The following is a 19,022-nucleotide window of genomic DNA, read 5'->3' on the forward strand; positions in this document are numbered from 1 at the left end:
ATTTGCCGGCCTGCAATCATGGCGCACCTGTTCGGCGCGCATGAGAAAGGACCTGAACGTGATTGGACGTTTGCGCGGTACCCTGGCTGAGAAGCAGCCGCCGCACCTGCTGATCGATGTCAACGGCCTCGGCTATGAGCTGGAAGTGCCGATGACCACGCTGTACCGCCTGCCGAAAATCGGCGAAGCCGTGACCTTGCATACCCATCTGGTGGTGCGCGAAGACGCGCACCTGCTGTATGGCTTTTATGAGAAACGCGAGCGCGAGCTGTTTCGCGAGCTGATCCGGCTCAACGGCGTGGGCCCGAAGCTGGCGCTGGCGCTGATGTCGGGCCTGGAGGTGGATGAGCTGGTACGCTGTGTTCAAGCCCAGGACACCTCAGCGCTGGTCAAGGTGCCGGGTGTTGGCAAGAAAACCGCAGAGCGCTTGCTGGTCGAGCTCAAGGACCGCTTCAAGGCGTGGGAAACCTCGCCGGCCATGTTTGCCCTGGTGCCGAATGGGCCGTTGCCGCTGCCAAGCGTTTCCAGTGCCGAGGCCGATGCGGTCAGCGCGCTGATTTCGCTGGGCTACAAGCCACAGGAAGCCAGCAAGGCGGTGGCTGCCGTCGATGCCAAGGGCCTGAGCAGTGAAGAGCTGATCCGCCGCAGCCTCAAGGGGATGAACTAAGTGATCGAAGCAGACCGACTGATAGCTGCCAGCGGCCGCGACCGAGAAGAAGTCCAGGACCGGGCCATTCGCCCGCTGAGCCTGGCCGAATACATTGGTCAGCCCGTGGTGCGCGAGCAGATGGACCTGTTCATCCGCGCCGCACGCGGGCGTAGCGAGTCGCTGGACCATACCCTGATCTTCGGCCCGCCGGGGCTGGGCAAGACCACCCTGGCCAACATCATTGCCCAGGAAATGGGCGTGTCGATCAAGAGCACCTCGGGGCCGATCCTTGAGCGTCCGGGTGACCTGGCGGCCATGCTGACCAATCTCGAGCCGCACGATGTGCTGTTTATCGACGAGATTCACCGCCTCTCACCGGTGGTTGAAGAAGTGCTCTATCCGGCCATGGAAGACTTCCAGCTGGACATCATGATCGGTGAAGGCCCCGCTGCGCGCTCGATCAAGCTCGACCTGCCGCCGTTCACCCTGGTCGGGGCGACGACCCGTGCCGGCATGCTGACCAACCCGCTGCGCGACCGCTTCGGTATCGTCCAGCGCCTGGAGTTCTACAACACGGCGGATTTGGCGACCATTGTCAGCCGCTCTGCCGGGATTCTCGGCCTGCCGATCGAAGATGAGGGTGCCTACGAGATCGCCCGGCGTGCCCGCGGTACCCCGCGAATCGCCAACCGCTTGTTGCGGCGCGTGCGCGACTACGCGCAAGTGCGTGGCAAGGGGCATATCACCAAGGCGGTTGCCGACCTGGCGCTGAACCTGCTGGATGTCGACGAGCGTGGCTTTGACCATCAGGACAGACGGCTGCTGCTGACCATGATCGAGAAGTTCGATGGCGGCCCGGTCGGGGTCGACAGCCTGGCGGCGGCCATCAGTGAAGAGCGTCATACCATCGAGGACGTGCTTGAGCCTTACCTGATCCAGCAGGGCTACATCATGCGCACGCCGCGCGGTCGGGTGGTCACCCGGCATGCGTACCTGCATTTTGGCCTGAATATTCCCAACCGCATGGGCGACCTGTCTGGCACGGAGGTTTTTTCCGGCCAGGCCGATGAATGACAGATTTATCCGGCGTTTTTGTGGTCCTATCGGCGGGCATGGAAGGGCTGCGCTGGCAATACGACATAATCCGGTAAAAAACAGTGGTCGTGGCGGATTGGCAAGCCGAGGAGTTAGCACTAGAGTATGCGCGCGCAAAATGGGGTTGAGCCGTTCGCACATCGTTGTCGCGTCTATTACGAGGACACCGATGCGGGCGGCGTGGTGTATTACGTCAATTATCTGAAATTCATGGAGCGTGCCCGCACTGAGCGGTTACGCGAGCTGGGCTTTGCCCAGTCGGCAATGGCGGAGCAAAACACCCTGTTCGTGGTGCATTCGGCCGAGGCGCGCTATCACGCGCCGGCACGGCTGGACGATGAATTGCGGGTGACCGCACACGTGCTTGAATTGAATCGGGCCAGCCTGCGCTTTGTGCAACAGGTCTGGCGCGAGCGTGACGAAACGCTGCTCTGCGAAGGGCAGTTCCTGGTGGCCTGTGTGCGCGCCGATACTTTCAAACCCCGAGCCATCCCCCCTGAGCTGCGAACGGCTTTTGTCGAGGCGGGCGGTCCGGGTACACAATCAAAAGCAGGAGATTAAGCGTGGAAGCTAACGTCGTCGACCATACCTCCATGTGGAGCCTGGTCAGCAATGCCAGCATCGTGGTGCAGCTGGTAATGCTGGTTCTGGTGGCCGCATCGGTGACCTCATGGATCATGATTTTTCAGCGCAGTACCATGCTGCGCGCCGGTCGTCGTGCGCTAGAGGGCTTTGAAGAGCGCTTCTGGTCGGGTATCGACCTGTCCAAGCTGTACCGTCAGGCCGGCAGCAACCCAGACCCGGATTCGGGTGTGGAACAAGTGTTCCGCGCAGGTTTCAAGGAGTTCTCCCGTCTGCGTCAGCAGCCAGGCGTCGATCCTGACGCAGTCATGGAAGGTGTCGGGCGTGCGATGCGCGTTGCCATCTCCCGTGAGGAAGAGAAGCTTGAGCAAAGCCTGCCATTCCTGGCAACCGTCGGTTCCACCAGCCCGTACATCGGTCTGTTCGGTACCGTCTGGGGGATCATGAACTCCTTCCGCGGCCTGGCCTCGGCGCAGCAGGCGACCCTGGCCACTGTGGCCCCGGGTATTGCCGAAGCACTGATCGCCACCGCGATCGGCCTGTTCGCGGCGATCCCTGCCGTTATCGCCTATAACCGCTTCGCTGCCCGCAGTGAAACGCTGATCGGTCGTTACTACACGTTCGCCGACGAATTCCAGGCCATCCTGCACCGTAAAGTGCACACCAGCGAAGAGTGATCAGGTAAAAGCCCATGGCTCGAGTTCGACACAAACGCAAGCCGGTTGCCGAGATGAACGTAGTGCCCTACATCGACGTGATGTTGGTACTGCTGGTCATCTTCATGGTGACCGCACCGATGCTCAACCAGGGTGTGAAGGTCGACCTGCCCAAGGTTTCCAGCGAAGCCTTGCCGCAGGACAACAACGTTCAGGTCCTGACCATTTCGATCAAGGCTGACAAGACCTACTTCTGGAACCTTGGCAGCGAAGTCGACACCGAAAAGCAGATGGACAAGGCAATGACCTTGCCGCAAATGACCGACGCGGTGACCAAAATCATCGCTGCCGGCCGCGACCAGGGCAAACAGACCCAGGTCTTCATCCGTGGCGACAAGTCCGTCGACTACGGCGCGGTCATGGGCGCCATGGGCGGGTTGCAGAAGGCCGGTGTCGGTAACGTTGGCCTGATTACCGAGGCGCCCTGATGCAACAGCGAGAGCCATCCGCCTCGGAAAGCTATTTCTGGCCCAGCGTCTGGGCCATCGTGCTGCACGTTCTGGTGTTTGGCATGCTCTTCGTCAGCTTTGCCATGACCCCGGAGCTGCCGCCGGCCAAGCCTATTGTCCAGGCGACCCTGTATCAGCTGAAATCGAAAAGTCAGGCGACCACCCAGACCAATCAGAAGATTGCTGGTGAAGCGAAGAAAACCGCTTCGCGCCAGACCGAAGTCGAACAGATGGAACAGAAGAAGGTCGAGCAGCAGAAGCAGGAAGCGGTGAAGGCTGCGGAACAAAAGAAAGAAGAGGCCGCTCAAAAAGCCGAAGAGGCTCGCGAGACCGCCGAGGCGAAGAAGTCCGAAGAAGCGAAGAAGGCCGACGAGGCCAAGAAAGCTGACGCGGCGAAGAAAGCCGACGAGGCGAAGAAGGTCGAAGAGAAAAAGCTCGCCGATATCGCGAAGAAGAAAGCCGAAGACGAAGCCAAGAAACAGGCTGAGGAAGAGGCCAAGAAGCAGGCGAGCGACGACGCGAAGAAAAAAGCAGCCGAGGATGCCAAGAAAAAGGCCGCCGAGGACGCGAAGAAGGCAGCCGCCGCCGATGAGGCGAAGAAAAAGGCTGCTGAAGAAGCCAAGAAAAAAGCTGCAGCTGATGCGGCGAAGAAAAAGGCCGTGGAAGCAGCACGCAAGTCGGCGGAAGACAAGAAAGCCCAGGCCCTGGCCGAGCTGTTGTCCGACACCACTGAGCGGCAGCAGGCACTGGCGGACGAGCAGGGTGACCAGGTGGCCGGTAGCTTCGACGACCTGATTCGCGCACGTGCAGCCGAAGGCTGGGCGCGTCCACCTTCTGCGCGCAAGAACATGACGGTGGTCCTGCAGATTGGCATGTTGCCTGATGGCACCATTACCTCGGTGAGCGTAGCCCGCTCCAGTGGCGATGGTCCGTTCGACAGCTCCGCAGTGGCAGCGGTCAAGAACATCGGCCGTTTAACTGAAATGCAGGGCTTGAAACCGAGCGAATTCAATCCCTATCGTTCATTCAAGATGACATTCACACCTGAGGATCTAGCCTTGTGATTAACCTTCTTAGAGGACTGCTTGTCGTTCTCTGCTGCGCAGCAGGGATGGCCGTGGCAGAAGAAAAGAACATTCTGGTCACCAGCGGCAGTGATCGGGCTACCCCGATCGCAGTCGTGCCGTTCGGCTTGCAGGGCGGCAGCGTGTTGCCCGAAGACATGGCCGACATCATCGGCAATGACCTGCGCAACTCCGGCTACTACTCGCCGATCCCGCGGCAGAACATGATCGGCCAGCCTTCCCAGGCCAGCGAAGTGATCTTCCGTGACTGGAAAGCCCTGGGCGCCCAGTACGTGATGGTTGGCAGCATCGTCCCGTCCGGCGGTCGCCTGCAGGTGCAGTACGCCCTGTTCAACGTCGCCACCGAGCAGCAAGTGCTGACCGGCAGCGTCTCGGGCTCGGTCGACCAACTGCGCGACATGTCGCACTACATTGCCGACCAGTCGTTCGAAAAGCTCACCGGCATCAAGGGTGCGTTCTCCACCCGCATGCTGTACGTGACGGCCGAGCGCTTCTCGACCAACAACACCCGTTACACCCTGCAGCGTTCGGACTACGACGGTGCGCGGGCAGTGACGCTGTTGCAGTCGCGTGAGCCGATCCTGTCGCCACGCTTTGCTCCGGACGGCAAGCGCATTGCCTACGTTTCGTTCGAGCAGAAGCGTCCTCGTATCTTTGTGCAACACATTGATACTGGTCGCCGTGAGCAGATCACTAACTTTGAAGGCCTGAACGGTGCGCCAGCCTGGTCGCCAGATGGTTCGCGCCTGGCATTCGTGCTGTCCAAGGACGGTAACCCGGACATCTACGTGATGAACATGGCGTCGCGTCAGTTACAGCGTGTAACCGCCGGCCCAGGCATCAACACCGAGCCGTTCTGGGGTAAAGATGGTTCGACCATCTACTTCACCTCCGACCGCGGTGGCAAGCCACAGATCTACAAAACCAATGTTTCCGGCGGTGGCGCCGAGCGTGTGACGTTTGTGGGCAACTACAACGCCAACCCTAAGCTGTCGGCGGATGAAAAGACCCTGGTCATGATCCACCGTCAGCAAGGCTTCACCAATTTCAAGGTGGCGGCTCAGGATTTGCAGCGTGGCAGTGTAAAAATTCTTACAGAGACAAGTCTTGATGAGTCTCCCACTGTTGCGCCCAACGGCACCATGCTAATCTACGCCACCCGCCAGCAGGGCCGGGGAGTCTTGATGCTCGTGTCCCTTAACGGACGCGTGAGGCTCCCACTTCCTACCGCTCAAGGCGAAGTCAGAGAACCGTCCTGGTCCCCTTACCTGAACTGACGCGGCGCTTTACGTTGTACTTAACACACTGGGGTTCATTAGGAGTTTCACGATGGAAATGCTGAAGTTTGGTAAGTTTGCTGCGCTGGCTCTGGCCATGGCTGTAGCTGTAGGTTGCTCCTCGAAAGGCGGCGACAACGCTGGTGAAGGCGCTGTTGATCCTAACGCTGGCTACGGTGCTAACACTGGCGCTGTTGATGGCAGCCTGAGCGAAGAAGCTGCTCTGCGCGCAATCACCACCTTCTACTTCGAATACGACAGCTCGGACCTGAAGCCAGAAGCCATGCGCGCTCTGGACGTTCATGCCAAGGACCTGAAAGGCAACGGCGCTCGCGTCGTCCTGGAAGGTAACACCGACGAGCGTGGTACTCGCGAATACAACATGGCACTGGGCGAGCGTCGTGCTAAAGCCGTTCAGCGCTACCTGGTACTGCAAGGCGTTTCCCCAGCCCAACTGGAACTGGTTTCCTACGGCGAAGAGCGTCCAGTTGCTACCGGTAACGACGAGCAGTCCTGGGCTCAAAACCGTCGCGTCGAACTGCGTAAGTAATTCGATATGCGAACGTGCCGTCGTGCTGTAACCGTCCTGGCTCTCACCCTGCCTCTCATGGCATGGGCTGAGGTTCCTGTTGTTGATGACAACGCTGGCTATAACGGCGCAAGCAGTTATCCGCCTGCGGGTTACGGTACGAACGGCGCCTATGCCGGGGGAGGGGTTACGGCCCCTGCCTCGGCACAGGGTCAGCTGTTCATGCAACTGCAGCAGATGCAGGAGCAGATAGCTCGCCAACAAGGAATCATCGAAGAGTTGCAAAACGATGTTTCCCGCATGAAACAGGAGAGCCTGGAGCGTTACCAGGACCTGGATCGGCGTATTGGAACGGGTGGCACATCTGCCCCGGCTCCACAAAATTCCTCCGCGGGTGGTGATGTCAATGCCGCCGGCGCAGCTGCAGGTGCCGCCACTGGCGCTGCCGCAGCACAACCCCCTGCAGCCAGCAGCGAACCTGGTGATCCGGCCAAAGAGAAGCTCTATTACGATGCTGCCTTCGACCTGATCAAAGCCAAGGATTTCGACAAGGCCAGCCAGGCGTTCAACGCCTTCCTGCGCAAGTACCCGAACAGCCAGTACGCTGGCAACGCGCAGTACTGGCTGGGTGAAGTAAACCTGGCCAAGGGTGACCTGCAAGCAGCCGGCCAGGCGTTTGCCAAGGTCAGCCAGCTGTATCCCAAGCACAACAAGGTGCCAGACTCGCTGTACAAGCTGGCCGACGTTGAGCGTCGCCTGGGGCATACTGACCGGGTGAAGGGTATACTGCAGCAAGTCGTGACCCAATATCCGGGCACTTCTGCGGCGCAATTGGCCCAGCGTGATCTGCAGCGTCTCTGACCACTGAGTCAATGTTTTTAAAGAAACCCGCGCTTGTCGCGGGTTTTTTCGTTAGAATCTGCGCCCTTTATTTGACTACGCTGCTGCGAATGACGCGATGCCGGGTTCGCAGCGGTGCCTGACGGAGGCGGACAGCCTGTTTAGCTGTTACGCCCGTGGCGACTATGCAAGACACATTACGCATTACCGAAGTTTTTTACTCGTTGCAGGGTGAAACGCGTACCGCTGGGCTGCCCACGGTATTTGTCCGCCTGACCGGCTGCCCATTGCGCTGCCAGTACTGCGACAGCGCCTACGCCTTCAGTGGCGGCACGGTGCGTACCCTCGATTCGATCCTTGAGCAGGTCGCCGGCTTCAAGCCGCGCTACGTCTGTGTCACTGGTGGTGAGCCACTGGCCCAGCCCAATGCCATTCCCTTGATGAAACAGCTCTGCGACGCCGGCTACGATGTCTCGCTGGAGACCAGTGGTGCGCTGGATATTTCCAGGGTGGACGAGCGGGTCAGCCGGGTGGTCGACCTCAAGACCCCGGGCTCGGAGGAAATGCACCGCAACCGTTACGAGAACATCGAGCTGCTGACGCCCAACGATCAGGTCAAGTTCGTCATCTGTTCGCGTGAAGACTATGACTGGGCGGTGTCCAAGCTGATCCAGTACGGTCTGGAAAAGCGTGCGGGTGATGTACTGTTCTCGCCAAGCCACCATCAGGTGAGCGCTACCGACCTGGCCGACTGGATCGTCGCCGATAATTTGCCGGTTCGTTTCCAGATGCAGCTGCACAAGCTGCTGTGGAACGACGAGCCGGGACGCTGACAGGAGAGCAATGCAATGACTGAGAAACGTGCGGTAATTCTGTTGTCTGGTGGCCTGGATTCGGCCACGGTGGTTGCCATGGCCAAGGCTGAAGGTTACAGCTGCTACACCATGAGTTTTGATTATGGCCAGCGCCACCGTGCCGAGCTTGATGCCGCTGCACGGGTCGCGCGCGACCTGGGCGTGGTCGAACACAAGGTGATTGGCCTGAACCTGAACGGGATTGGTGGTTCTGCGCTGACCGACAGCAGCATCGATGTGCCGGAAGCACCGAGCGAAGGCATCCCGGTGACCTATGTGCCGGCGCGCAATACCGTGTTCCTCTCACTCGCGCTGGGCTGGGCGGAAGTGCTGCAGGCGCGGGACATCTTCATTGGCGTGAATGCCGTGGATTATTCCGGCTACCCGGATTGCCGCCCGGAGTTCGTCGAGGCGTTCGAGCGCATGGCCAACCTGGCGACCAAGGCCGGGGTAGAAGGGCAGGGCTTCCGTATCCAGGCGCCGCTGCAAAACCTGAGCAAGGCGCAGATCGTGCAGGCCGGCATGACTCATGGGGTGGACTACAGCCTGACCGTCTCCTGCTATCAGGCGGACGATGAAGGCCGCGCGTGTGGCAAGTGCGACAGCTGCCGCCTGCGTGCCGATGGCTTCAAATCGGCCGATGTAGCGGATCCAACGCGTTATTTTTAAATTATTTTGTTGTGGGGTGTTGATTTCCTGTTAGAAATCAGTATTATACGCCCCATCAACACAGCGGGTCGTTAGCTCAGTTGGTAGAGCAGTTGGCTTTTAACCAATTGGTCGTAGGTTCGAATCCCACACGACCCACCATATGCGGTAAGAAAAAGCCCGCCCCTGAAAAGGGGCGGGCTTTTTCGTTTTCCACATTCTGCACGTACCTGCCTGGTACTTCGTGTTCAGTTCATTCGCTGTTGCGTGGTCGCAATGAATTCGACCACAACCTGAATCCATTGCTCGCTTGACTCTGCCCCAGGGGGCACAGTTTGGCTACTGCATCGACAAGGCAAGGGCCGAGCTTGGTTGCGCTAATCAAGGGCGCCATTTCCACAAGCTTGAATCCTGCGGCCTTGGCGGCCTTGCGTTGTTGTAGGAGTTGCATTGCGCAGTGTTGACGCAGTGGGCACATTGTAGGGGCGGTCCTCGTGGGACAGGCTATACATTCATGGTGTCTCTCTGTTGCTAGGTCAGCTGGGCTGTAGGCGGGGGTATCCAGTGGCGATGGCACAAAAGACTTCCCGCCAATGCAGTTTTCGCCAGCCGCTGGAGGATCACCATGGACATGGATTGGCATCAGGCCCTGCAAGAGAGCCTGAGCTGGCTCGCCGTCGCTTCGTTCATCACCATTGTGTCCTTTGTCGTCACCGCCCTGCTGATCGTGCGGTTTACCCATTGGGGCAGGCAGTTCTGGCTGGTGGCGGGGGCGTACTTTGCGCCAAGGCGCAGTTGGCGGCCCTTGTTGGCATTCAGCCTGTTGCTGGTACTCACGTTGTTCTCGGTGCGCATGAACGTCTTGTTCTCGTTCTGGTACAACGGCTTCTACAGCGCGCTCCAGGGGCTTGATCAGAAGGCCTTCTGGTTCCTGCTCGGGGTGTTCGCCATCCTGGCGACGATTCATATCTTTCGCTCCCTGTTCACCTACTACGTGACCCAGGCGTTCACCATCCGCTGGCGGGTGTGGCTGAACCAGCAGATGACCGATGACTGGATGGCAGGCGATGCCTATTACCGCGGGCAGTTTCTCAGTGAACCGGTGGACAACCCGGACCAGCGTATCGAACTGGATGTAAACACCTTCGTCACGGGGTCGGTTTCGCTCGCGCTCGGTGCGGTCAGCGCACTGGTCTCGTTGGTGGCCTTCACGGCGATCCTCTGGGGGCTCTCGGCGCCGCTGCAGGTGTGGGGAGAGGAGATCCCCCGGGCGATGGTCTTCGCCGTCTACCTGTATGTGATTGTTGCGACCTTGATTGCCTTTCGCCTTGGTCGGCCGCTGATCCGCCTGAACTTCCTCAACGAAAAACTCACGGCGAACTTCCGTTATGCCTTGGTGCGGTTGCGTGAGTACGCCGAGAACATCGCCTTCTACCGTGGTTCGGCGATCGAGCGGCAAACCTTGCTCGGGCGCTTCTTCGCGCTGATTGATAACGTCTGGTCGCTGGTCTATCGGAGCCTCAAGTTTGACGGCTTCAACCTGGCGGTCAGCCAGACTGCCGTGGTGTTCCCGTTCATTCTTCAGGCGCCGCGCTTCTTCAGCGGCGCGATCAAGCTGGGCGATGTCATGCAGACCTCCCAGGCCTTCGGCCAGGTGCAGGATTCGCTGTCGTTCTTCCGTTCCTCGTACGACACCTTTGCCCAGTATCGCGCCACCCTCGACCGTCTGGCCGGGTTCATCAATGCCAACCAGCAGGCCAGCGATCTCCCGCGGGTCGACACCCAGGATCAGGCCAATATCCTCGATATCGAGCGCATGCAGGTATTGCGCCCTGATGGGCACACGCTGATCAGCGACCTCAACCTCAGCTTGAGGCCAGGGCAGGCGCTGTTGATCAAAGGGCCGTCGGGGAGTGGCAAGACCACGCTGCTGCGGGCCCTGGCAGGCCTCTGGCCTTATGCGCAGGGGCAGGTCAAACGTCCGGGTGGGGCCCAGGCGCTGTTTCTCTCGCAGCGCCCGTACATGCCGCTGGGTGATCTGCGTGTCGCCATTGCCTATCCCTCCACCAGTGGGCCTGACGATGAACCCCGATTAGTGGAAGTACTGAACAAGGTCAATTTGGCCCACCTGGCGGGGCGTCTTGACCTCAATACGGATTGGTCGCGCATCCTCTCCATTGGTGAACAGCAGCGCCTGGCCTTTGCCAGGGTGCTGTTCAATCGGCCGCAAATCGTCTTCCTCGATGAATCCACCTCGGCCATGGACGAAGGCCTGGAGCACGCGCTGTACTCGCTACTGCGCAACGAGATGATCGACACCATGCTGGTCAGCATCGGGCATCGCAGCACCCTGATGAACTTTCATACCCATCGCCTTGAGGTGGATGGAAAAGGGGCGTGGACGTTGTTTGAGCAACATCCTGCCTTGGATATCAGTCCATAGATGCCCCTTCGGAAGGGGCCCTGGTCTACCTGTCTCATCGATGGCTATCACCGTTCATCAAGCGGTGATAGCCATTTGCTTCCCTCCGGCACCCGAAATGATGATAATGATTTTACTTATCATTAACGTTTGTGCGCTTTCGGTGCCTCTATGTCTACAGACTCCAGCCCTGACGCTTTCGAGCGTCTGTTCACTGATCACCCTGGTTGGCTGCAGCGCCGACAGTTGGTCAAGCTACTCACCCTGTTTGCCGGCGTTGGGGCTGCTGCCTGGGGGCTTGAGCAGGCAACGCCCTGGCAGCGCGTGGTGGCGGATCACGCGACGGAGGTTGGCGAGCGTCGACGCTTGACGCTTGCTGATGGCAGTTCCCTTGACCTGAACACCGACAGTGCAGTTCGTTTGTATGACGAACGTGGCGCGCAGACCATCGAGCTGCTGCGCGGCGAGATCAGTGTGCATTTGACCGGGCATGCACCTAGCGGGCTTCGCACGATGTTGCGGGTACGTACCGACGCTGGTTTGCTGGAAGCCATGGCGGCCCAGTTTTCGGCACGACTGGACGCTGACGGCATCCGCCTGAGCGTCCTGCGGGGGACGGTGCAGATGTTTCCCCAAGTCGTTCCCGATGAGGCGACGGCGCAGGCCGGTGAATGCTGGATGTTGCAGCCGTTGCGTGTCTGGCTGCTGGAGGGGGTTGCTGCCCAGGTCGATGCTACGGCTTGGCGCGACGGCGTGCTGGTTGCGCGGGATATGCCGCTGGAGCGGGTGTTGGCGGAGCTGGGGCGCTATCGCCATGGCCGGCTGAGTTGTGATCCGCAGCTTGCCCAGTTGCCCATCAGTGGCCACTTCCAGCTGGAAGACATCAACGCCACCCTTGGCTCTCTAGCCCATGCCCATGGCCTCAAGTTGCATAGTGTGCTCGGGCTCTGGACCCGTTTGAGCGCCGCCTGATCGTTGGGGCGCTTTCGTCGGATGCCGGGCTGGCGCCATGAAAATTTCTTCACGGGCCGGGCCTGGCGCTGTCAGAACCCCGTATCGGAGTGATATGTTCCCCTCCAGAATTGAAGACGAAAATACTGGAATGATCATGTCTAGAGCCTCCCACCAAGATTTGCGCCGTGCCTTTCGCACGCTCCTCGCTTCCCCTGTCTGCTACCACACGGCTTCCGTGTTCGACCCCATGTCTGCGCGTATTGCCGCAGACCTGGGTTTTGAAGTCGGTATCCTCGGGGGTTCGGTTGCATCGTTACAGGTACTGGCAGCTCCGGACTTTGCCCTGATCACCCTCAGCGAATTCGCTGAGCAGGCTACCCGTATCGGTCGCGTGGCCCAATTGCCGGTGATCGCCGATGCCGACCACGGCTATGGCAACGCTTTGAATGTCATGCGCACGGTGACTGAACTGGAACGCGCAGGTGTTGCAGCGCTGACCATCGAAGACACGTTGCTGCCGGCCCAGTTCGGCCGTAAATCCACCGACCTGATCAGCATTGGCGAAGGTGTCGGCAAAGTCCGTGCGGCCCTGGAAGCCCGTGTCGATCCGGAGCTGTGCATCATCGCCCGGACCAACGCGGCGGTGATCCCGGTGGAAGAAGTGATTGCCCGTGCCGTCGCCTATCAGAACGCTGGCGCCGACGGCGTATGCATCGTCGGCATTCGGGATTTCGAGCACCTGGAGCAGGTTGCCAGGCATGTGACGATCCCGCTGATGCTGGTGACCTATGGCAACCCGCAGTTGCATGACGACAAGCGATTGGCCGAGCTGGGTGTGCGGATTGCTGTGGATGGTCATGGCGCCTACTTCGCCGCGATCAAGGCGACCTACGACAGCCTGCGCGAACAGCGTCGCATCACCAGCAGCGCTTCGGACCTGAGCGCCACCGAGCTGACCCATACCTACACGCTGCCAGGCGACTACATCGACTGGGCCAGCAAGTTCATGGACGTAAACGAGTAAGGCCTGCAGGGTCTGAAAGCGACATTCCCCTTAAAAACAACGGACAGACAACGGATCATTTCATGAAGAAAACAGTGGGCGCGCTTTCAGGCCTGGCCCTGGCAGTGGCGGCGATTTGCACGGCAGGCGCCTGGTACACCGGCCAGCAACTGCCGGCGGTGCTCGATCAGTCGATTGCGCAATCGAACCAGCAATTGGCGCAGAGCATTGCCGGTGCCGGGGGCAGCGCGCAGATCGAACTGCTGTCGCTGGAGCGCCACCTGTACAGCAGCACCGCTCGCTATCACCTGAAGGTCGAGAACCTGCAACTGGGTGAGGAGCGTGTCAGTTTCGAGCTGACCTTCGTTGACCGCATCGAGCATGGCCCGTTGCCGTGGTCACGGCTGAAGGCGTTCAAGCTGATGCCGGTCATGGCCTCCAGCAACTATGCCCTGGAAAAAGATGCCGGCACCGCCGGCTGGTTTGCCGCAAGCAACGACGTGGCGCCGCTGCAAGGGCACATGAGCCTGGGGTATGACCGTTCGGTGGATGGCCAGTTGCGCCTGATGCCGCTGGACATTACCCAGGCTGAAGGGTCGAGCGTCAAGCTCTCCGGGGTCACGCTGGATATCAGTGGTGGTGCCAAGGGCGAGACGGTAAAGCTGGCAGGGGACTTGGGTAGCCTGGCCATGACGCTGGTGACGCCGGATCGTCCACCGGTCAAGATTGCGCTGCAGGGCCTGGAGCTGGCGGCCAATTTGAAGCTTACGCCGTTCGGTTTCTACGTCGGCCAGGTTGATCTGCTGTTGGCCGACAGCGCCTTCACTTATGGTGATCGTCAGGCTGAGCTGGCGTTCAAGGGCATGGAGCAGCGCAACGACTACCAGATCGAGGGTAGCCAGTTGGCGGTCAAGCAAGTCTACAAGGTCGCCGACATCAGTTATGACGGCAAGCCGGTTGGCAGTGCCCAGGTTGCCTGGAGCGCACGGCGCCTGGATGTGCCTGCGGTACAAGCCTTGATGGAGTTCTACGCCAACAACCTGCCAGCCTTCGAGCAGGCAACGGCCGCCGGTGTGTCGCCGTCCCAGGCATTGACCGAGGCGCAGCGCGCAGACTTCCAGCAGCGTATTCTCGCCGTGTTGGCGGGCAAGCCGCAGCTGGCGCTGGACGATGTCTCGTTCAAGACCGCCAACGGTGAAAGCCGCTTCAAGCTGACAGTGGACCTGGCCCAGCCGGCATCGCTCGACCTTCCGCTGGAGCAGGTGTCCCGGCAGATGATTGAGCAGGTGCAGAGCGATCTGTCGCTGTCCAAGCCGATGATCGGTGATCTGGCGGCGTTGCAGGCCAAGGTGCAGGGCGAGGACGTCCAGCAGATTGAACAGGCATCCCGGGCGGGCGAAATGGTCGCGCAGATGGCCATGTACACCCAGTTGGCGACAATCAAGGACGACGCCATTGTCAGCAACCTGCATTACGCCAATGGCCAGGTGAACCTGAACGGGAAAAACATGACGGTCGAGCAGTTTGCCGCGCTGCTCATGAGCAACTTCGGTGCATTGCAAGGCCCGCGTTAAGCGCCTGGCACACTCGGCAGACGACGCGCCCTGCGTCGCCTGCCGCCCTTTACGGGCAAAAAAATCTTTAGAATTCATCCAATTATCTGTAGCCTTCGACAACCAATAGAACCCGGTATTTCAGCGGGTCTTGGGCTTGCGCCGCAAAGGCCGAGCCGCTATCCGAATTGCCATAGCCTGGTGATACACTCGACTTACGCGCGAACGCGCCTGCAGGTCTTGCGAACATGACGCAGATTTCCGAACGCCTTCTGGTTCAAGCCCATCTGGACGCCAAGCAGCCCAAGCCGTTGACGCTTGAGCAAGAGGCGCAATACCGTGCCGCCATCGCCGCCGAACTCAAGGCGCAGGATGCGGTACTTGTCGCTCACTACTATTGCGATCCGGTGGTCCAGGCCCTGGCCGAGGAAACCGGTGGTTGCGTGTCCGACTCGCTGGAGATGGCCCGCTTCGGCCGCGAGCACTCGGCGAAGACCGTGCTGGTGGCGGGCGTACGCTTCATGGGCGAAACCGCAAAAATCCTCACCCCCGAAAAACGCATCCTGATGCCGACCCTCGAAGCGACCTGCTCGCTCGACCTGGGCTGCCCGGTGGAAGAGTTCTCGGCGTTCTGCGACAAGCACCCGGAACGTACCGTGGTGGTGTATGCCAATACCTCGGCAGCGGTCAAAGCGCGCGCCGACTGGGTGGTAACCTCCAGCTGCGCGCTGGAAATCGTCGAAAGCCTGATGGACAACGGCGAGACCATCATCTGGGGGCCGGATCAGCACCTGGGGCGTTACATCCAGAAGCAAACCGGTGCCGACATGCTTTTGTGGGACGGTGCATGCATCGTCCACGAAGAGTTCAAGTCGCGTCAGTTGGAGGACATGAAAGCGCTGTACCCGGACGCGGCCATTCTGGTGCATCCCGAGTCGCCGGAAGCGGTGATCGACCTGGCTGACGCGGTGGGTTCCACCAGCCAGCTGATTGCTGCAGCGCAAACCTTGCCGAACAAGACCTTCATCGTTGCGACCGACCGCGGCATCTTCTACAAGATGCAGCAGCTGTGCCCGGACAAGGTGTTCGTGGAGGCGCCAACGGCCGGTAACGGCGCGGCGTGCCGCAGTTGCGCACATTGCCCGTGGATGGCGATGAACACGCTGGAGCGCACCTTGCAGTGCCTGCGTGAGGGGACCAACGAGATCTTCGTCGAGCCGGCGCTGATTCCCCAGGCGATCAAGCCGTTGCAGCGCATGCTGGACTTCACCCACGCGGCGCGGATGAAGTTGTCCGGTAACGCTTGAGGGCCAAATCGCCGGCAAGGCCGGCTCCCACGGTATTCCTGCCTTGACGGGGGCTTGTGGGAGCCGGCCTTGCCGGCGATAGGGCTGGCGCCAATCAGCGCATCATGTCCTTGACCATCCGCTGCTGTTCGAGGATGTCGCGCTGGCGCGCATCGAGCTTGGACGCCAGCTGGAAGTTGTTGCCCGCCCGGCGCTTGGCGTAATCAAGCTGCTGCACGGCCTGATCGTAATCACCGACCAGCGCAAAATACTCCGCCCGTGCCTGGTGCAGGCCAATGGTATCGCCCGCCAAGCCGCGTGCTTCGGCCACTTCGTACCAGACATCCGGATCGTCCGAGCGCGACTTGAGCAAGGCTTCCAGTGCTTTTTGCGCCTCCACCGGGCGATTCTGCTTGAGCAGCAGGTCGGCATTGGCCTGTTGCAGCGGGTAGTTGGCCGGGTACAGCGCGCGCATCTTGGTGACTCGCTGCTGGGCATCGGCCAAACGGTTGTTGGTGATATCCAGGTCGATCTGCGCCAGGTTGTAGGTAATGTCGTTCGGCGCCTTGGCCAGCAACGGCTTGAGGTTCTCTCGCGCTTCGTTCAACTGCCCGCCCTTGATCTGTGCCAGGGCCAGTCCGTAGCGGGCGGCATCCAGGTTAGGTGTTTCGTCCAGCTGCGCCCGGAAGCGTTTGGCGGCAAGGCCAGGTGTGCCTTCGTAGATCAACTGCACGCGGGCCCGCACCAGCTGGTAGCGCAGGCTGTCCTCGGTGCCGCCGGGTGGCGCCTGTTCGGCACGGTTACGGGTGTCGGCGATACGCGACTCGGTAACCGGGTGGGTCAGGAGGAATTCTGGTGGTTTGGCGTCGAAGCGGTACTGGCGCGACAGACGTTCGAACATGCTGGGCATGGTACGAGGGTCGTAGCCGGCCTTTTCCAGGTTGAGAATGCCGATGCGGTCAGCTTCCTGCTCATTCTGCCGGGAGAACGTGCGCTGCGACTGGATGGCGGCGGCCTGGCTGCCGGCAATCGCCGCGATACCGGCATCCCCGGCGCCTGCGGCGGCGGCCACGATGCCGACCAGCAGGGCGGCCATCATCGGCATCTGCATGCGCTGCTGGGCCTCGACGCCACGGGCGAAGTGGCGTTGCGACAAGTGCGCCAGTTCGTGCGCGAGTACCGAAACGTACTCGCCTTCGGTCTGGGCATTGAGGAACAGGCCGCCGTTGACCCCGACAATCCCGCCGGGCGCGGCAAAGGCGTTGAGTTCGCGGCTGTCGATCAGGATGAATTCCAGGCGCCGGTCCTGCAACTGGCTGGTTTCAGCGAGGCGGTAGACGCTGGTTTCGACATAATCCTTGAGCTGGGGATCGTTCAGTTGATTGACATTGCCGCGCAACAAGCTGAGCCATGCACGGCCCAATTGGTGCTCCTGTTGCGGCGAAACAATGGCAGAACTGGCGTCGCCGAGTGACGGCAGGTCGTCGGCCTGGCTCGGGAGAGCCATCAGACAGGCCAGCGTCAGCAGGGTAGGGCGCAGTAAATTCATGCACGAAGCTCTGGTCGACAAAGAACCTTACTGTAGCCGGCTCACACGTTGGCGACCAGTGGCGGTATTCTACGAGCCCTTTTTCGCCTCCCCTGGTCAACCGGGTGCATGCCCGTCTGGAGAAACCTGATGTCCGAAGATCAATCCTGTGATGCCGAGCTGGATGCCAGTGGCCTGAACTGTCCGCTGCCGTTGCTCAAGGCAAAGCTGGAACTGAATCGTCTGGCCAGTGGCGCGGTGCTCAAGGTGATTGCCACTGATGGTGGATCGCAGCGGGATTTCCGCACTTTTGCCAAATTGGCAGGTCACACGCTGCTTGCTGAAAAAGTCGAAGCCGGGGTGTACACCTACTGGCTGAAGAAAGCCTGAGCTATTTTCGCGTTTTAAGGATCGTTGATGTTCAAAGTGCTGCGCAACTGGATGCACCGCTACTTCTCGGATGAGGAGGCAGTGGTGCTGGCGGTCCTGCTGATACTGGGGTTTACCGCGATACTCACGCTGGGCGGCATGCTCGCGCCGGTATTGGCCGGCATGGTCCTGGCGTTCCTGATGCAGGGGCTGGTCAACGCGCTGGAGCGCTGGCGGGTGCCGAGCAAGGTCGCGGTTGCCTTGGTGTTCACCTTGTTCCTCGGGGCGCTGGGGGTGTTTCTGCTGGTGCTGGTGCCGCTGCTGTGGCACCAGGTAATCACCTTGTTCAACGAGCTGCCGGGGATGCTGGGCAAGTGGCAGTCATTGCTGCTGCTGTTGCCGGAGCGTTACCCGCACCTGGTGTCCGATGAGCAGGTGCTGCAGGCGATCGAGGCCATGCGCGGCGAGATCGGCAAGTTTGGCCAGTGGGCGTTGAGTTTCTCCCTGTCGAGCCTGCCGTTGCTGGTCAACATCATGATCTACCTGGTGCTGGTGCCGATCCTGGTGTTCTTCTTCCTCAAGGATCGCGAGCAGATCGCGCGCTGGGCGGGTGGCTACCTGCCGCGGGAGCGCGCGCTGATGACCCGGGTGGCGGAAGAGATGAACCGGCAGATCGCCAACTACATCCGTGGCAAGGGCATCGAGATCCTGATTTGTGGTGTGGCTACCTATATCGCCTTCGCCTGGCTGGGGCTGAACTACGCGGCCTTGCTGGCGCTGCTGGTGGGCTTGTCGGTGGTGGTGCCGTATGTGGGGGCGGTGGTGGTCACGGTGCCAGTCACCTTGATTGCGTTGTTCCAGTGGGGTTGGGGCGACCAGTTCATCTACCTGATGGCGGTGTACGCGATCATCCAGGCGCTGGATGGCAACGTGCTGGTGCCGCTGTTGTTCTCGGAGGCGGTGAGCCTGCACCCGGTGGCGATCATTTGCGCGGTGCTGCTGTTTGGCGGGCTGTGGGGCTTCTGGGGGATCTTCTTCGCCATTCCGCTGGCGACGCTGTTCAAGGCGGTGCTGGATGCCTGGCCACGGCGTGAGCCGATGGTCGCGCCGCTGCTGTAGGGTGTTGTAGCCGCTGCCGTCAGGCTGCGCTGGAGTCCGTAGGGCTCCCCAAGGCGGCGCCTGC

General features: G+C 60.5%; 19 protein-coding genes and 1 tRNA gene. 19 read left to right on the top strand and 1 reads right to left on the bottom strand.

All coding sequences use genetic code 11. The features are described from left to right. Positions 1-58 precede the first annotated feature (58 nt). The 17 genes from ruvA to nadA all read left to right on the top strand — a co-directional run bounded on the left by ruvA (position 59) and on the right by nadA (position 15,963). Positions 59-667: a Holliday junction branch migration protein RuvA gene (gene ruvA / locus M5G11_RS18885; protein ID WP_273912167.1), complete on the top strand. Its 609-nt coding sequence runs from the start codon at positions 59-61 to the stop codon at positions 665-667. Beyond that, positions 668-1,723: a Holliday junction branch migration DNA helicase RuvB gene (gene ruvB / locus M5G11_RS18890; protein WP_273912168.1), complete on the top strand. Its 1,056-nt coding sequence runs from the start codon at positions 668-670 to the stop codon at positions 1,721-1,723. Positions 1,724-1,849: 126 nt separating this feature from the next. Then, on the top strand, positions 1,850-2,305 hold the full coding sequence (gene ybgC / locus M5G11_RS18895; RefSeq protein WP_273912169.1) for a tol-pal system-associated acyl-CoA thioesterase: 456 nt from the start codon (positions 1,850-1,852) through the stop codon (positions 2,303-2,305). 2 nt (positions 2,306-2,307) lie between these two features. Continuing rightward, the gene (tolQ, locus tag M5G11_RS18900) at positions 2,308-3,003 is read left to right on the top strand and encodes a protein TolQ (protein ID WP_273912170.1); all 696 of its coding nucleotides are present in this window, start codon (positions 2,308-2,310) and stop codon (positions 3,001-3,003) included. A gap of 14 nt (positions 3,004-3,017) precedes the next feature. After that, the gene (gene tolR / locus M5G11_RS18905; protein ID WP_028943072.1) at positions 3,018-3,470 is read left to right on the top strand and encodes a protein TolR; all 453 of its coding nucleotides are present in this window, start codon (positions 3,018-3,020) and stop codon (positions 3,468-3,470) included. Further along, positions 3,467-4,555: a cell envelope integrity protein TolA gene (tolA, locus tag M5G11_RS18910; RefSeq protein WP_273912185.1), complete on the top strand. Its 1,089-nt coding sequence runs from the start codon at positions 3,467-3,469 to the stop codon at positions 4,553-4,555. Before tolR ends, tolA begins: the two co-directional genes overlap by 4 nt. Before the next feature lie 47 nt (positions 4,556-4,602). Next, on the top strand, positions 4,603-5,853 hold the full coding sequence (gene tolB, locus M5G11_RS18915) for a Tol-Pal system beta propeller repeat protein TolB (RefSeq protein ID WP_273912172.1): 1,251 nt from the start codon (positions 4,603-4,605) through the stop codon (positions 5,851-5,853). A gap of 52 nt (positions 5,854-5,905) precedes the next feature. Further along, positions 5,906-6,403, top strand: a complete 498-nt coding sequence (pal, locus tag M5G11_RS18920; protein WP_042121796.1) for a peptidoglycan-associated lipoprotein Pal — start codon at positions 5,906-5,908, stop codon at positions 6,401-6,403. A 6-nt stretch (positions 6,404-6,409) separates the two neighbouring features. After that, entirely contained in the window at positions 6,410-7,243 is an 834-nt protein-coding gene (gene ybgF / locus M5G11_RS18925) for a tol-pal system protein YbgF (protein WP_273912173.1), read from the top strand. Between the two features lie 164 nt (positions 7,244-7,407). Next, entirely contained in the window at positions 7,408-8,055 is a 648-nt protein-coding gene (queE, locus tag M5G11_RS18930; protein ID WP_273912174.1) for a 7-carboxy-7-deazaguanine synthase QueE, read from the top strand. A 15-nt stretch (positions 8,056-8,070) separates the two neighbouring features. Beyond that, the gene (gene queC / locus M5G11_RS18935; protein ID WP_273912175.1) at positions 8,071-8,745 is read left to right on the top strand and encodes a 7-cyano-7-deazaguanine synthase QueC; all 675 of its coding nucleotides are present in this window, start codon (positions 8,071-8,073) and stop codon (positions 8,743-8,745) included. 65 nt (positions 8,746-8,810) lie between these two features. Then, positions 8,811-8,886: transfer RNA gene (locus M5G11_RS18940), tRNA-Lys, on the top strand. 463 nt (positions 8,887-9,349) lie between these two features. Next, positions 9,350-11,167, top strand: a complete 1,818-nt coding sequence (locus M5G11_RS18945; protein WP_273912177.1) for an ABC transporter ATP-binding protein/permease — start codon at positions 9,350-9,352, stop codon at positions 11,165-11,167. A 150-nt stretch (positions 11,168-11,317) separates the two neighbouring features. Beyond that, positions 11,318-12,118, top strand: coding sequence for a FecR family protein (locus tag M5G11_RS18950; protein WP_273912178.1), 801 nt, complete (start codon positions 11,318-11,320; stop codon positions 12,116-12,118). Between the two features lie 136 nt (positions 12,119-12,254). Then, complete coding sequence (locus M5G11_RS18955) at positions 12,255-13,124, top strand: isocitrate lyase/PEP mutase family protein (RefSeq protein ID WP_273912179.1); 870 nt, start codon at positions 12,255-12,257, stop codon at positions 13,122-13,124. A gap of 62 nt (positions 13,125-13,186) precedes the next feature. Then, positions 13,187-14,677: a YdgA family protein gene (locus M5G11_RS18960; RefSeq protein WP_273912180.1), complete on the top strand. Its 1,491-nt coding sequence runs from the start codon at positions 13,187-13,189 to the stop codon at positions 14,675-14,677. Positions 14,678-14,904: 227 nt separating this feature from the next. Next, entirely contained in the window at positions 14,905-15,963 is a 1,059-nt protein-coding gene (gene nadA, locus M5G11_RS18965; RefSeq protein WP_273912181.1) for a quinolinate synthase NadA, read from the top strand. A 94-nt stretch (positions 15,964-16,057) separates the two neighbouring features. Here the strand turns inward: nadA and M5G11_RS18970 are convergent, their stop codons facing one another. Further along, entirely contained in the window at positions 16,058-17,491 is a 1,434-nt protein-coding gene (locus M5G11_RS18970; protein WP_273912182.1) for a M48 family metalloprotease, read from the bottom strand. Positions 17,492-17,620: 129 nt separating this feature from the next. Here M5G11_RS18970 and M5G11_RS18975 point away from each other — a divergent pair, with 129 nt between their 5' ends. Both M5G11_RS18975 and M5G11_RS18980 read left to right on the top strand, forming a co-directional pair. Beyond that, on the top strand, positions 17,621-17,860 hold the full coding sequence (locus tag M5G11_RS18975) for a sulfurtransferase TusA family protein (RefSeq protein ID WP_273912183.1): 240 nt from the start codon (positions 17,621-17,623) through the stop codon (positions 17,858-17,860). A gap of 27 nt (positions 17,861-17,887) precedes the next feature. After that, positions 17,888-18,958 (top strand): AI-2E family transporter, encoded by a 1,071-nt coding sequence (locus M5G11_RS18980; RefSeq protein WP_273912184.1) that lies wholly within the window; start codon positions 17,888-17,890, stop codon positions 18,956-18,958. Positions 18,959-19,022 lie beyond the last annotated feature (64 nt).

The organism is Pseudomonas fontis, from assembly GCF_028656955.1.
In the GTDB taxonomy this organism is placed as follows: domain Bacteria; phylum Pseudomonadota; class Gammaproteobacteria; order Pseudomonadales; family Pseudomonadaceae; genus Aquipseudomonas; species Aquipseudomonas fontis.